Source organism: Thermoactinomyces sp. CICC 23799 (genome assembly GCF_016055145.1).
Lineage (GTDB): Bacteria > Bacillota > Bacilli > Thermoactinomycetales > Thermoactinomycetaceae > Thermoactinomyces > Thermoactinomyces intermedius.
Window position 1 is genome coordinate 97,399 of the sequence record NZ_JAECVV010000004.1, and the last position, 14,387, is coordinate 111,785.

The following is a 14,387-nucleotide window of genomic DNA, read 5'->3' on the forward strand; positions in this document are numbered from 1 at the left end:
AAGGGGAAGATGCACGGCCAACAAATCACCGTTCGCAAACGATTGTTTTCTTTGTTTTTGATTTCCATATTTGTATTTATGGTTTTGATTGCACGGCTTGCTTACGTCCAATTGATTGCCGGCGGGGAACTGGCGGAAAAAGCCAAAGACCTGTGGAGCCGGAATATCCCTTTTGAACCGAAACGGGGAAAAATATTGGACCGGAATCAAAAAAAACTGGCATACAACATCAGCTCCCCTTCCGTCATGGCGATTCCGGCCCAAATCAAAGATCCGGCCAAAACAGCCAAGCAATTGGCCCGCATTCTCCAGGCCCCCGAAGAGAAAATCTATGAAAAAATCACCCAGCGGCAATTGATTGTCAAACTTCATCCGTGGGGGAGAAAAATTTCGGAAGAAAAAGCACGGCAAATTCAAGGGCTCAGGCTCCCGGGGATTGCCATTGCAGAGGACAGTAAACGGTATTATCCCCATGGCAGTTTCGCCGCCCATCTTTTGGGATTTACCGGGGTCGACAATCAGGGGCTGGCCGGGTTGGAATTGATCTATGATGAAAAATTGAAAGGTAAAAAGGGATATGTTTCGTTCAGTGCCACCGCCAGCGGGGATAAATTGCCGGGAGGGGTGGACCGGTTTATACCTCCACAGGATGGTCTGGACTTGATGCTGACCCTTGATTACCAGATTCAAACCATCATCGAACGGGAATTGGATCAGGCGATGGCCCAGTATCAACCGGAAAACGCTTTGGCCATAGCCATGAACCCCAATACCGGTGAAATTCTGGGGATGAGCAGCCGCCCCACTTTCCACCCGGATCAATACAAGGTGACCGACCCGTTGATTTATAACCGGAATTTGCCGATTTGGAAAACGTATGAACCTGGATCGACGTTCAAAATTATCACGTTGGCCGCGGCACTGGAAGAAAAGAAAATGAATTTACAGGATCACTTTCATGACCCTGGTTACATCAAAGTGGGCGGTGCCCGGTTGCGTTGTTGGAAATCGGGGGGCCATGGACATCAGACATTTTTGGAAGTGGTGGAAAACTCCTGCAACCCGGGATTTGTCACGTTGGGACAGCGGCTGGGAAAAGAGAAATTGTTTTCCTATATCCGTAAGTTCGGGTTTGGGGAGAAAACCGGGATTGACTTGAATGGCGAAGCACTCGGAATTTTATTTGAGGAAAGTCAGGTGGGGCCGGTGGAATTGGCAACCACGGCATTCGGACAAGGGGTTTCGGTGACCCCGATTCAACAGGTGGCTGCCGTTTCGGCCGCGATCAATGGCGGGAAGCTGATGGTTCCCCACGTCGCCAAAGCATGGGTGGATCCGGAAACCGGAAAAGTGGTGGAAGAAATCAAACCCAAAATGAAACGGCAAGTCATTTCCGAAGCGACTTCCGCCCAAGTCCGGCAAACCTTGGAGAGTGTCGTGGCGAAGGGGACGGGAAGGAAAGCGTTTGTGGATGGATACCGTGTGGGAGGAAAGACCGGAACCGCGCAAAAAGTGGGACCGGATGGCAGATACATGCAAAATAACCACATTGTCTCGTTCATCGGCTTTGCGCCGGCGGATGATCCGCAATTGGTGGTTTATGTGGCGGTGGACAATCCCAAGGGAATTCAATTCGGCGGAGTGGTTGCCGCCCCCATTGTCGGCAACATTTTGGATGACAGCCTGCGGTATTTAAAAATCCCGAAACGAACCAAACAAATTCCGCCGGAAAACGGGCCGGCAGAGATCCCGATTGTCCCGGCGCCCAATCTGGTCAATCAGGACATCGATGAAATTCGTTCCAGTTTGTATTCCTTTCCGCTGCAAGTTTATGGAAAAGGACAAAAGGTGATTGATCAAATGCCCAAGCCCGGGCAACGTGTCAAAAAAGGAACGACCATCAAAATCTACCTGGGGGATTCATAGAAAAACACCGGATCGGATTGCCAAGCGGCGCTTCTTTGTTACTTAAATGCAAACAATTTGCAAACAAAATGCAAACATTTCTGTGGGGATTCTGTGGCTTGATTTTGCTCACTCCTTGAATTCTCGGGGGTTTATCCGATGAATTGAGGAAAGTGCGCACTTGCCAAGGAAAGTGACAAATGATAGAAAGGAGATTAAAATAGGGTATGTGAATAGACCATGCCAGGAATACCCCTGGCATTTTCTGTTGTCTTTCTGTTGTCGAAAAGGAGGAAGAAGATGCGAATATGTGAGTTAATCCGGCCGTTAATGTTGCACAAAACGACAGGGGATCTGATGACCGAAATTCATGGCATCCAAATCGATTCCCGTCAGGTTCAGCCGGGAGACTTGTTTATTGCTCTGAGAGGGACGCAGGTGGATGCCCACCGTTTCGTCGAGCAGGCGGTGGCCAACGGCGCCGCGGCGGTCATGGTGGAAAAGCCGGTTGATTTGCCGGGCATTCCCGTGATTCAAGTGCCTGACACACGCAGAGCGATGGCCGTGGTGGCTGCGAAATTCTACCACTATCCGACGAAAGAATTGAAGCTGATTGGAGTGACGGGAACAAACGGAAAGACAACCACGACTTATCTGATTGAACAGCTTCTCAGACATAAAGGTTCTTTAACCGGCGTGATCGGAACCATTCAGACGAAAATCGGAAAGAAAAAGTTTGCAACCAAAAACACAACGCCCGAAGTGACGGATTTGCAAAAGACGTTTCGAATGATGAAAGATGAGGGTTGTGAGTATTCTGTCATTGAAGTTTCATCACATGCATTGGACATGGGAAGAACCAGAGGTTGTCAATTTCGGATCGCTGTTTTCACGAATTTGACGCAAGATCATTTGGATTACCATGAGACGATGGAAAACTACCGCGAAGCGAAAAGTTTGCTGTTCAGTCAATTGGGTAATGCTTATGCGGAAGATTTAGAAGATAATACGTTTGCCGTATTAAACGCGGATGACAAAGCTTCCGGTTATTTCATGCAACGGACGCCGGCCCAGGTGATTACCTACGGCATCGGGCAGCCGGCCGACGTCACGGCGGAAAATATCCGGTTTTCTTCTTCGGGAACAACCTTCACGTTAAAAACCTTTCGCGGGGAAGTTCCCATTCAGACAAGACTGGTCGGCAAATTTAATGTATATAATGTATTAGCGGCCGTTTCCGTCGCGCTGATTGAAGGCATGGACCTTAAACTGATTCAGACGGCATTGGCTGAAGTGGAAGGAATCAGCGGGCGGTTTGAACCGGTGGATTTGGGACAGCCTTATTCGGTTCTTGTGGATTACGCCCACACACCAGACAGTCTGGAAAATGCGTTGACCACCATTCGCGAATTTGCCAAGGGGCGGGTGATTTGCGTTGTGGGTTGCGGCGGGGACCGCGATCGCAGCAAACGTCCGCTGATGGCGGAGATTGCGGTGAAAAACAGTGATTTGGCCATTTTCACCTCGGATAACCCTCGTACGGAAAATCCCGTCACGATTTTGGATGATATGTTGGTCGGGGTGGACCAGTATCCCGAAGACCGTTATTTGGTGATTGAAAACCGCAAGGAAGCGATTTATGAAGCGGTGGCCAAAGCCAAACCGGAAGATGTGATTTTAATTGCCGGAAAAGGCCATGAAACCTATCAGGAAATCAACGGCGTACGCCATCATTTTGATGACCGGGAAGTCGCCGCCGATGCGATTTCATCCATGCGGGCAAAGTGAGGAATGATGAAATGCAACGTACATGTCAATGGATTTTGGAAACAACCGGCGGAAGCTGGAAGGGAAGTCCCGCCGATCTTCACCGGCTGGTGCGCGGGGTGTCCACGGATACGCGGAACATCCGGGCCAATCAGCTTTATGTGCCTCTGGTCGGTGAACGTTTTGACGGGCATCAGTTTGTAAAGGATGCCGGGGAAAAGGGAGCGGCAGCTGTCTTGTGGCAGCAGGACCGGCCGTTGCCGGAGCTTCACCTCCCTGTCATTCTGGTGGAAGACACGTTGAAAGCATTGCAACAACTGGCTGCCGGATACCGCGCGGAATGTCAGGCCAAAGTCGTTGCAGTGACAGGAAGCAATGGAAAAACCACCACCAAGGATCTCATCGCATCTTTGTTGGCAGAAAAATATGCGGTGCATAAAACGAAAGGAAATCTCAACAACCATATCGGAGTGCCGTTAACCTTGCTATCGATGCCGGAGGAAACGGAAATTGCGGTGATCGAGATGGGAATGAACCACCGCGGGGAGATTTCCGTCCTTTCGAAGATTGCCCGTCCGGACGTCGCGGTGATCACCAACATCGGCGAGTCCCATATCGAACATTTGGGGAGCCGGGAAGGAATTGCAAGGGCAAAATTGGAAATTAAAGATGGACTGTCCCCGGCAGGGACTTTGGTGATCGACGGAGATGAACCGTTGCTTCGGAACTTGTTGAAAGAGGAATCCAGAAAGTTGATCAAAGCCGGATGGGAAACGGATTCCGACGAATCTCCGGAACAAATTGAGGTCAGGGGTACCGAGGGTGTTTCTTTTCAATCCCGGAAAACCGGCACCCGTTTCACCTTGCCGTTATTGGGAAGGCACAATGTCAAAAACGCAATGCTTGCCATCGAGGTGGCCCGGTATTTTCAGCTTCGGGAAGAGGAGATCGTCCGCGGCCTGGCAAATGTGACCCTGACCGGAATGCGTTTGGAGACGAAACCGGCAATAAATGGAATGTTGTTGATCGATGATGCCTACAATGCCAGTCCCACATCCATGAAAGCGGCATTGGACTTGTTGGCAGAGATTGAGCCGGAAAAAGAGAAATGGGCTCTTCTGGGAGATATGCTTGAAATCGGGGAACAAGAGGAGCATTATCATAGAGAGTTGGGGGTGTATGCCATGGAAAAAGGCATTCACCGCTTATATACGATTGGCGAACGGGGCCGGTGGATTCATGAAGGAGCCATGAAAGCAAAAGCTGATGACAATCAAGCCCTCGTTCATTTCCATACGCCGGATGAAGCTGTCGAAACATTGCTCCGGGAAGGACATCCAGAGACCATCCTCTTAGTCAAAGCTTCACGTGCAGCGAGGCTCGATCAGATTGTCAAAAATATGACTGAAGGAGCGTAGGGGAAGAACTATGGGGAATCTAGAATTTCGATTTATTTTAATTCCACTTGCAGTTGCTTTTGGTATTGCCGTCATCCTGGGACCGATGATTATTCCGGTGTTAAAACGGTTGAAATTCGGTCAGAGCATCCGTGAGGAAGGGCCGCAAGCCCATTTGAAGAAAGCGGGAACCCCGACGATGGGCGGAGTGATTATCCTCACCGCGATCGTGTTGACGGCCGTTCCGCTCAGCAGTTTGACGTTGCTGAACAACAACGATGCCATTATTAACGCGGACTTGTTCTTTTTGGTGTTTGCGACATTGGGTTACGGAATTCTCGGCTTTTTGGATGATTACATTAAAGTGGTAATGAAACGGAATCTCGGACTGACCGCCAACCAGAAATTACTCGGTCAGCTGTTTATCGGTTTGGTGCTTTTCTGGGTGCTGCTGGAAGTACGGACAGGCGGTCCCAACAACTATATTTTCAGTTTGGACATTCCTTTTACCGATTTGACCATTCATCTGAATTGGTTGTATCTGCCTCTTCTCTTGTTGATGATGATCGGTGCTTCCAATGCCGTGAACCTGACGGACGGTTTGGATGGCTTGTTGGCCGGAACGGCAGTGAGTGCGTACGGTGCTTATGCCGTGATCGGGATTTTGCAAAGCAACCCGACGGTGACGATTTTTTCCGTGGCCGTGGTCGGGGCGCTTCTGGGATTCTTGGTGTTTAATGCCAATCCGGCAAAAGTGTTTATGGGAGATACCGGTTCATTGGCTCTCGGCGGCGGCATTGCAGCGTTGGCCGTGATTACGAAAACGGAATTATTGTTACCCATTATCGGTGGAATTTTTGTAATTGAAACATTGTCTGTGATGATTCAGGTGACTTCATTTAAATTCCGTGGCAAACGGGTGTTTCGCATGAGCCCGTTACACCACCACTTTGAATTGTGCGGCTGGTCCGAGTGGCGGGTGGTGACCACCTTCTGGTTCTTCGGTCTGGTTCTCGCCGGTTTGGGTGTCTTTTTGGAGATGTGGTTGTGATGAAAAATACCGGAATTTGGGCGGGTCGCCAGGTGGTTGTTTTGGGGCTGGCCCGCAGTGGAGTCGCAGTTGCCAAATGTTTGCATGAGTTGGGCGCCAATGTGGTGGTCAATGATTTAAAGCCGCGGGAACAATGTCCCGAAGCAGAAGAATTGGAAGAATTGGGGATCCCGGTTCTTTGCGGAAGCCATCCGGATGATTTGATTCATGAGAAAGTGGATTGGTTGGTGAAAAATCCGGGCATTCCCTATCATGCCAAACCGGTGGTTCAAGCCTCGGAAAAGGGTATCCCCGTCATAACGGAAGTGGAGATCGCCGGACTCCTTTCCGATTCCCCGGTCATCGGAATAACGGGTTCCAACGGGAAAACCACCACCACGACCTTGGTGGGGGAAATGTTGACCAAAAGCGGAATTCAAAATCAGGTGGCCGGAAACATCGGACAAGCATTGACCGAAGCGGTCCGTTCCAACCCGAAAAACGCGTGGCTGGTCGCGGAGCTCAGCAGCTTTCAGTTGAAAGGAACCCGCACATTCAAACCGGACATCGCTTGTCTCTTGAACGTTTATCCGGCGCATTTGGACTACCACTTGAATATGGATGATTATCTTGCTTCCAAAATGAAATTGTTTCAAAATCAGACGCCGGAAGACATCGCCGTCCTGAACCGGGATCATCCGGTGTGTCAAGAGGCGGCCGGGCAAATCAAAAGTCAGGTCTGGTGGTTCAGCCGGAAGGAGGAAGTGCCGGAAGGAGTGTTTGTCCGTGAGGGCATGGTGACCGCCCGGATCGGGGACAAAACGGAACCGGTCCTTCCGGTGAATGACATTGCCCTGTGCGGTGAATTCAACCTGGAAAATGTGCTGGCGGCCACCGCGATGAGTCTGGCAGCCGGAGCGGGCGTGGCTGGCATCCGTGAGGTGCTGAAAAACTTTCGCGGGGTGGAGCACCGCTTGGAATTTGTGGCTGAGATCAACGGAGTCCGTTTTTACAATGATTCCAAAGCGACCAATCCGCAAGCGGCTTCCAAAGCCTTGGAATCCTTTCGTGAACCCGTCATCTGGATCGGGGGAGGCTTGGACCGGGGGATTGACTTCAAAGAGTTGATTCCGGTTTTTAAAAAAAGGGCGAAAGCGTTGATTGCCTATGGCCAAACCAAAGAGATCCTGACCCGGCGGGGAAAGGATGCCGGGCTGAAAGATGTGTATTCCGTGGACGGTTTGGAAACGGCTGTGAAACGGGCATTTGACCTGGCCCGGCCCGGGGATGTGGTGTTGCTCTCCCCGGCCTGTGCAAGCTGGGACCAGTTCACCTCTTTTGAGGAAAGGGGAAGCATATTTAAGAAGACCGTGCATAATCTTCAAGTATAAGAGCTTGCCCAAATTACCAAGAGGTGAAAACGCCCATGAATCCAAAGAGCCAAACACCCGATATCATCATTGTGGTTGCGATTGTTTTGCTTTTGACCATCGGTGTATTGATGGTGTACAGCGCAAGTGCCGCTTTTGCTTATCATAAATACGATGATGCGTTTTATTTCGCCAAGCGGCAGTTCTTGTTTGCATCTTTGGGTGTTTTCCTGATGTTTTGGATTGCAAAACTGGACCCGGAAAAGTTTCGTGAATGGGCGAAACCAGGGATTGTCATATGTTTTATTCTGTTGTTGATCGTTTTGATCCCCGGGGTTGGAATTTTGCGTAACGGTGCAAGAAGTTGGTTGGGAATCGGAGCTTTCAGCATTCAGCCTTCCGAGTTTATGAAACTGGCCATGATTATGTTTTTGTCCCGCATGTTTTCCAACCCCGATTATGACATCAAACATTTTACCCGGGGTTTTTTACCTGCACTCCTGTTGTTGGGGCTCGCTTTCGGGCTGATCATGATGCAACCGGATCTGGGAACGGGCACGGTCTTGATGGGAGCCGGAATTATTTTGATTTTTGCTGCCGGAGCCAGAAAAAAACATTTGGCTTTCTTTTTCTTATTGGGTGTGGTCGGTTTTGTCATGCTGATACTGGCTGCACCTTACCGTATTCAGCGGATTGTCGCTTTTTTAAATCCGTGGCAGGATCCGCTTGGTGCGGGATATCATCTGATCCAGTCATTATATGCCATCGGCCCTGGCGGACTCATGGGGCTGGGGCTTGGCATGAGCAAACAAAAACACCTGTATCTTCCTGAACCGCATACGGATTTCATTTTTTCGATTTTAGCCGAAGAGTTGGGTTTTTTGGGAGCGGCCACGGTGATTCTGCTGTTTGCCGTCCTGGTATGGCGCGGCATCCGGGTGGCCATGGGTGTTCCCAACATGTTTTACAGCTTGGTGGCAACAGGGATCACGGCGATGATCATCATTCAGGCCGTGATCAATATCGGCGTTGTCTCCGGGGTTTTTCCGGTGACCGGAATCACATTGCCTTTTTTGAGTTACGGAGGTTCTTCCCTCACATTGACATTAGCAGCCGTAGGAATATTGATGAATTTATCGCGGTTTGTACGTAAATCCAAATAATCAGGAGGAAGGATCAATGAAACGAATCTTGTTATCCGGTGGCGGAACCGGCGGGCATATTTACCCGGCTTTGGCAATTGCCCGGGCTGTCAGAAAAAAATTCCCGGATGTGGAAATCGCTTATATCGGTACCAGTGAAGGATTGGAATCGCGAATTGTTCCCAAAGAAGGGAACATTCATTTTTATACTGTGGAAATTCAAGGGTTTAAGAGAAGCGTTTCTTGGGAAAACGTCCACACCTTGCACAAGTTCATCAAAGCCGTGCGCAAATCTAAAGAATACATGCGCGAGTTTGAGCCGGATGTGGTGGTGGGAACCGGCGGTTACGTCAGTGGTCCGGCTGTGTATGCGGCCCACCAGTTGGGAATTCCGACCCTGATTCATGAGCAAAATGTCGTGTTGGGCTTGACCACCAAATTTTTATCGCGGTTTGTGGATGTGGTTGCCATCAGCCTGGAGGAATCGCAAAAATATTTGAGCCGTGCCAACCGCATTGTCTTCACCGGCAACCCGCGGGCGACCGAAGTGGTACAAGCCAATGCCGCGAACGGAAGAAAATCTTTGGGGATTACGGACGCACACAAACCGATTATCCTGATCTTCGGAGGAAGCCGGGGAGCCAAAGCCATTAACGAAGCGGTTCTTGAAATGATTCCCCGCATGAAAGAAATGCCGGATGTCCATTTTGTCTATGTGACCGGTGAAGTGCACTATGATAAAATTCGTGAAATGGTGCAAACCGATGACATCCCCAACTTGGACATCAAGCCGTTTATCTATAACATGCCGGATGTGCTGGCAGCCACGTATCTGGTGGTTGGACGAGCCGGGGCTTCGACGCTGGCGGAGTTGACAGCATTGGGTTTACCCTCTATTCTGATTCCGTCCCCTTATGTCACCAACAACCACCAGGAAGCCAATGCAAGATGGCTGGAGGAACAAGGGGCATCCAAAATGCTTCTGGAAAGTGAGTGCACGGGCCAAAACTTGTGGCGTGAAGTGAAACGGCTGATTGAAAATAAAGAAGAACATCATGCGATGAGTGAAGCGGCCAGCCGTCTGGGGCGTCCCCATGCGGCCGAAGTATTGGTCAGCGAACTGGAAAAAATTGCAGTTACCCATGACTGAGTGAAGAAAGGCCTTTCCAACTGGACGTTCGTCACAATCGGTGCGGACCGGCATAAACTATGTTAAGCCAGTGGTTGGAGGGACTCTTTCGGGATAGGCGAGGAGGGACGATCAAGTGGAACAAATCATACAAGAGATGAAAAACATCGGAATTCAGGATGTGCGAGTCAATGAACCTTTGTCCCGCCATACGACGTGGAAAGTGGGAGGTCCTGCCGATCTTTTGATCTATCCGCGCAACAAGGAAGAATTGGAACAGGCGATGCAAGTGGTGTACCGGCATCAGATTCCTTGGAGAGTGATTGGCAGAGGATCCAATCTGTTGGTGCGGGATGGCGGAATCCGGGGTGTGGTGTTCAAATTGGATGAAGGGTTTAACGAATTGAAAGTGGATGGAACCCGGGTCACCGCCGGTGGCGGGTATTCCACCATCTTGCTGGCAACCATGACCTCCAGACAAGGGCTGACCGGATTGGAGTTTGCGGCGGGAATCCCCGGCAACGTGGGGGGCGCCGTCTACATGAATGCGGGTGCGCACGGTTCTGAGATTTCTAAAGTTCTTCATTCCGCGACTGTACTTTTGGAAACCGGTGAATGGGTGACATTGTCGAATGAAGAGATGGAATTTCGCTATCGTACTTCCGTGCTTCAAACCAAACTGAAAGGAATCGTGACCGAAGCTTCTTTCACATTGGAGTACGGAGAACGGGATGAGATCATGTCGCGGCTGACTTCTTATAAAGACCGCCGGAGAAAGACACAGCCATTACAATATCCTTGCGCTGGTAGTGTTTTCAGAAATCCGCCGGGGGATTACGCCGGACGCCTGATCCAGGAAGCCGGTTTAAAGGGCTTCCGGATCGGGGATGCCGAAGTGTCTACCACGCATGCGAACTTTATTATCAACCGGGGTAATGCAACGGCCAAAAATGTTTTGCAATTGATCGAGCACATCATTCAAACCATTGAGGAAAAATACAATATCCGTCTCGAACCGGAAGTGCAGGTGGTGGGTGAAGAGTAAACGGAGGTGACACATTGGAACGGTTTGTGATTGAAGGTGGCAAACCTCTGTCCGGATCTGTTCGTGTCCAAGGATCAAAAAATGCAACCTTGCCCATCCTGGCTGCCACGGTTTTAGCCGAAGGAATTCACCGAATCGAAAACGTTCCCGGATTGACCGACATTTTTGCGATGTGTCATATTTTGGAATCGCTGGGGGCGAAAATTGTTCGTGAACGGTCGACGTTGTATGTGGATACCCGGAACATAGAAAAACATTGCATTCCGGAACATCTGATGAGGCAAATCCGGTCATCGGTTTTTCTGATGGGGCCGTTGCTTGCACGTCTTCAGCGGGTTCATGTGACCAAACCCGGGGGATGCAATATCGGTGCACGCCCGATTGATCTCCATCTCAAAGGGCTTGCCATGTTGGGAACGGAAATTGTGGAGACGGATGGGATCATTCAGTGTGCAGCACCCAAACTGACCGGAACACACATCCCGTTGGCATTTCCGAGTGTCGGCGCCACGGAAAACATCATGATGGCGGCGGTGTGTGCCGAAGGGGAAACCGTCATTGAAAATGCAGCTTGTGAGCCGGAAATTGTTGATTTGGCAACATACCTGGCCAAAATGGGGGCTCAGATCGAAGGAGCCGGCACGCCCGAGATCCGGATTATCGGGGTGGATCAATTGACAGCTGCTTCCCATCAGGTCATGTCCGACCGGATTGCCGCGGGCACGTTCGCCATTGCATCGGTGATCACCCGGGGAGAATTGGTCATGAAAGGGATCAAGGAAGCCGAGATGGAAGGGCTCGCCGCACATCTTGAGCCGTTGGGGGTTCATTTCCGTCCGGATCCGGAGGGTATCCGGGTAAAGGCAGGTTCATCCATCCGGCCGGCTTCTGAATTGGTGACAAAGCCGTTTCCCGGATTTCCGACCGATATGCAACCGCAAACCATGGTCCTGCTGGCGTTGGCGGAGGGCGAAAGCCGGGTGACCGAAAACATTTTTGAACGGCGCTTGAAACATGTGCACGAATTGAAGAAAATGGGAGCGGATATGCATTTGGACGGGTGTACGGTTACGATCCGCGGGGTAAAAAGACTGAAAGGAGCCGAAGTGTTTGCATCGGATTTGCGTTCCGGAGCGGCATTGGTGATCGCCGGATTGGCGGCTTGCGGCCGGACCGTTGTACATGGCGTTCACCATATCGACCGGGGTTATGAGCCGATGGAAGAAACATTCCGACAATTGGGAGGAAATATCAAACGAATCCAGAAGGATGCTGAACAGTAGCACGATTGTGCCGCTGTTTTTTTGTGCGAAAACCTTTCAACATCCCATATTTGTGGTAATATATAGGGAAGATTATATTTTTTGCATCCAGGTCAGTCAGGCGAAAGCAGAGGAAAGGAGTATCATTTGGTGGATGAACGCATTCCTCCCTTTCGCAACCGGATTGGCAAAAAACGGTCCCCGTCACCATGGATTTTGGCATTTATCTTTTTGTTTTTTATGGGAGCGTTGTTTGCCATCTTCTTGCGATCGCCGCTGAGTAAAATCAAAGAGATTGAAATATCCGGAAACCAATTGGTATCAACCGAAACGATTTTGAAGAAAGCGCGGTTACAGAAAGGGGTTTCTTTTTTTGGTGTCCAACCCGGCGAAATCGCAAATCAAATCCGGACCATTCCCGAAGTCCGTCATGCAGAGGTCAAAAAGTCGTTTCCGGATAAAGTGACCATTTTGGTCCGGGAAAAACCGGTTGTCGGTTGGGTTGAAACCAAAGATCAGAAACATCTCCCCATTTTATCGGACGGTACTATTTTACCTCACCGGCAGCTTTCATTCAAATATGACCGGATTTTATTTAAAGGGTGGGATCTTGCCCATCCCATGCTGCAACAAACGGTGCAAGAAATTGGAAAAATCCCTCCGATGATTCAACGTTCCATCAAAGAAGTCCGACCCGTCCCCAAACACCAGGATCAAGTGGAAATTTTAACCGGTTATCAACACCGCATTTTTGTGAGAGTGGAAGACCTTGCACAAAAAATGAATTATTATCCCTCGTTTTCTAAACATCCGCAAGGTACACTGTATTTGTTGGAAAGCATCTGGTTTATTCCGGATGACGGAACGGAGCCGGCAACCTGACATGAGAAAGTCTGTTTAAAAAGAAAAACATGGAAAAAGGAATATCAATAAAAATGTTTTGCTTTAGAGGGGATCACTCTTTGATTGTTGAATATGGTTTGTAAGAGTTTCCTCCCTTTTCCTTAATATAATTTCATTCTAAAATGGATACCCATACTTTAAGACTGACTCCCGGGCAAGGAGGTGCCCAGAATTGAGCAATGAGGATTTCGTTATCACTTTGGATATTGGATCTTCACAAGTTCGTGTCATCGTAGCCGAAATCAATGCAGACGGAACACCACACATTGTGGGAGTGGGGACGGCAGAGTCACAAGGGATGAAAAAGGGAGCCATCATTAATATTGATCAAGCCGTACAATCAATTCGCGAAGCGGTGGATCATGCTGAACGCATGGTTGGCATAGAGATTTCCGAGGTGTTTGTCGGAGTGTCTGGACACCATGTCTCTTTGCAGCCGAGCCATGGTGTTGTTGCTGTTTCCAGTGAAGACAGGGAGATCAGCCTTCATGACATTGACCGTGTGTTGCAAGCGGCGCGGGTGATTGCCTTGCCGCCGGAACGGGCAGTGATTGAAGTCGTTCCAAAGCAATTTATTGTTGACGGCCTCGATGATATCAAAGATCCGAACGGAATGGTCGGTGTCCGGTTGGAAGTGGATGCGATCATTGTCACCGGGACCAAGACGATTTTGACCAATCTGCTCCGCTGTGTGGAGCGGGCGGACTTAAATATCGCCGGAATGGTGTTTTTGCCGCTGGCTGTCAGTGAACTTTGCCTGTCCGATGATGAGAAAAATCTGGGTGTCGTCATGGTGGATATGGGTGGCGGAACCACGACCCTGACGGTTTATCAGCACGGTCACCTAGCAGGAACTTCCGTCATTCCGATCGGCGGGGAATACATAACCAATGACATTGCGATAGGACTCAGGACACAGACCAGCTCAGCCGAGGAAGTGAAATGCAAATACGGGGTTGCCTGTAAAGAATTTGCGCTGACAGACAAGATGTTTAATGTGCAGACGATTGGAACGAGCAGAGACCGGATTGTGACTCAACTGGAATTGGCGCAAATTATTGAACCCCGGCTGGAAGAAATGTTTCAGTTGATCCGCCAACAGGTCAAAGCCATGGGATTTTCGGAAGAACCTGCCGGTGGTTATGTGTTGACGGGAGGAGTCATGGCAACACAGCATATCCTGCATGTGGCGCAAAGCCAATTGGGCGGAGCCGTACGGATCGCCACTCCCCAAAATATCGGCGTCAAGGAGCCCTCATACACCGGCGGAGTCGGCATGATTCACTACTTGCATAAACGCGGGGCTTTTCAAACCGAGTCGCATCGTGCCTCCCATCACCCTCCTCGCCAGAAAAAGCAGCGTGGACCGTCGGCTTTTGAAAAAATGAAAAACTGGTTAAATGAATTCATTTAAAAAGATTTTGGTAAGCATTTGTA

Annotated in this window: 11 protein-coding genes; all 11 read left to right on the forward strand. The window is 49.9% G+C overall.

What is annotated here, in order from left to right:
* The first annotated feature begins 9 nt into the window (after window positions 1-9).
* The 11 genes from I8U21_RS06635 (at window position 10) to ftsA (ending at window position 14,364) form a co-directional block, all read left to right on the forward strand.
* Window positions 10-1,926 (forward strand): stage V sporulation protein D, encoded by a 1,917-nt coding sequence (locus I8U21_RS06635; protein WP_181730833.1) that lies wholly within the window; start codon window positions 10-12, stop codon window positions 1,924-1,926.
* A 279-nt stretch (window positions 1,927-2,205) separates the two neighbouring features.
* A complete protein-coding gene (locus tag I8U21_RS06640) occupies window positions 2,206-3,693 on the forward strand; it encodes a UDP-N-acetylmuramoyl-L-alanyl-D-glutamate--2,6-diaminopimelate ligase (RefSeq protein ID WP_181730832.1) in 1,488 nt (495 codons plus the stop codon).
* An 11-nt stretch (window positions 3,694-3,704) separates the two neighbouring features.
* The gene (locus I8U21_RS06645; protein ID WP_198053554.1) at window positions 3,705-5,090 is read left to right on the forward strand and encodes a UDP-N-acetylmuramoyl-tripeptide--D-alanyl-D-alanine ligase; all 1,386 of its coding nucleotides are present in this window, start codon (window positions 3,705-3,707) and stop codon (window positions 5,088-5,090) included.
* 10 nt (window positions 5,091-5,100) lie between these two features.
* Window positions 5,101-6,120: a phospho-N-acetylmuramoyl-pentapeptide-transferase gene (gene mraY / locus I8U21_RS06650; RefSeq protein WP_037994974.1), complete on the forward strand. Its 1,020-nt coding sequence runs from the start codon at window positions 5,101-5,103 to the stop codon at window positions 6,118-6,120.
* Window positions 6,120-7,490 (forward strand): UDP-N-acetylmuramoyl-L-alanine--D-glutamate ligase, encoded by a 1,371-nt coding sequence (gene murD / locus I8U21_RS06655; RefSeq protein WP_198053555.1) that lies wholly within the window; start codon window positions 6,120-6,122, stop codon window positions 7,488-7,490. The genes mraY and murD overlap by 1 nt, the downstream gene beginning before the upstream one ends.
* Window positions 7,491-7,525: 35 nt before the next feature.
* Window positions 7,526-8,632, forward strand: coding sequence for a stage V sporulation protein E (spoVE, locus tag I8U21_RS06660; protein ID WP_181730829.1), 1,107 nt, complete (start codon window positions 7,526-7,528; stop codon window positions 8,630-8,632).
* A gap of 16 nt (window positions 8,633-8,648) precedes the next feature.
* On the forward strand, window positions 8,649-9,761 hold the full coding sequence (murG, locus tag I8U21_RS06665; protein ID WP_181730828.1) for an undecaprenyldiphospho-muramoylpentapeptide beta-N-acetylglucosaminyltransferase: 1,113 nt from the start codon (window positions 8,649-8,651) through the stop codon (window positions 9,759-9,761).
* A 115-nt stretch (window positions 9,762-9,876) separates the two neighbouring features.
* Window positions 9,877-10,785 carry a UDP-N-acetylmuramate dehydrogenase gene (gene murB, locus I8U21_RS06670; RefSeq protein WP_181730827.1) on the forward strand — a complete coding sequence of 303 codons (909 nt, stop codon included), beginning with the start codon at window positions 9,877-9,879 and terminating at the stop codon, window positions 10,783-10,785.
* A gap of 14 nt (window positions 10,786-10,799) precedes the next feature.
* Complete coding sequence (gene murA, locus I8U21_RS06675) at window positions 10,800-12,068, forward strand: UDP-N-acetylglucosamine 1-carboxyvinyltransferase (protein ID WP_181730826.1); 1,269 nt, start codon at window positions 10,800-10,802, stop codon at window positions 12,066-12,068.
* A gap of 129 nt (window positions 12,069-12,197) precedes the next feature.
* Window positions 12,198-12,929, forward strand: a complete 732-nt coding sequence (locus I8U21_RS06680) for a cell division protein FtsQ/DivIB (protein ID WP_198053556.1) — start codon at window positions 12,198-12,200, stop codon at window positions 12,927-12,929.
* Between the two features lie 193 nt (window positions 12,930-13,122).
* Window positions 13,123-14,364: a cell division protein FtsA gene (ftsA, locus tag I8U21_RS06685; protein ID WP_181730824.1), complete on the forward strand. Its 1,242-nt coding sequence runs from the start codon at window positions 13,123-13,125 to the stop codon at window positions 14,362-14,364.
* Window positions 14,365-14,387 lie beyond the last annotated feature (23 nt).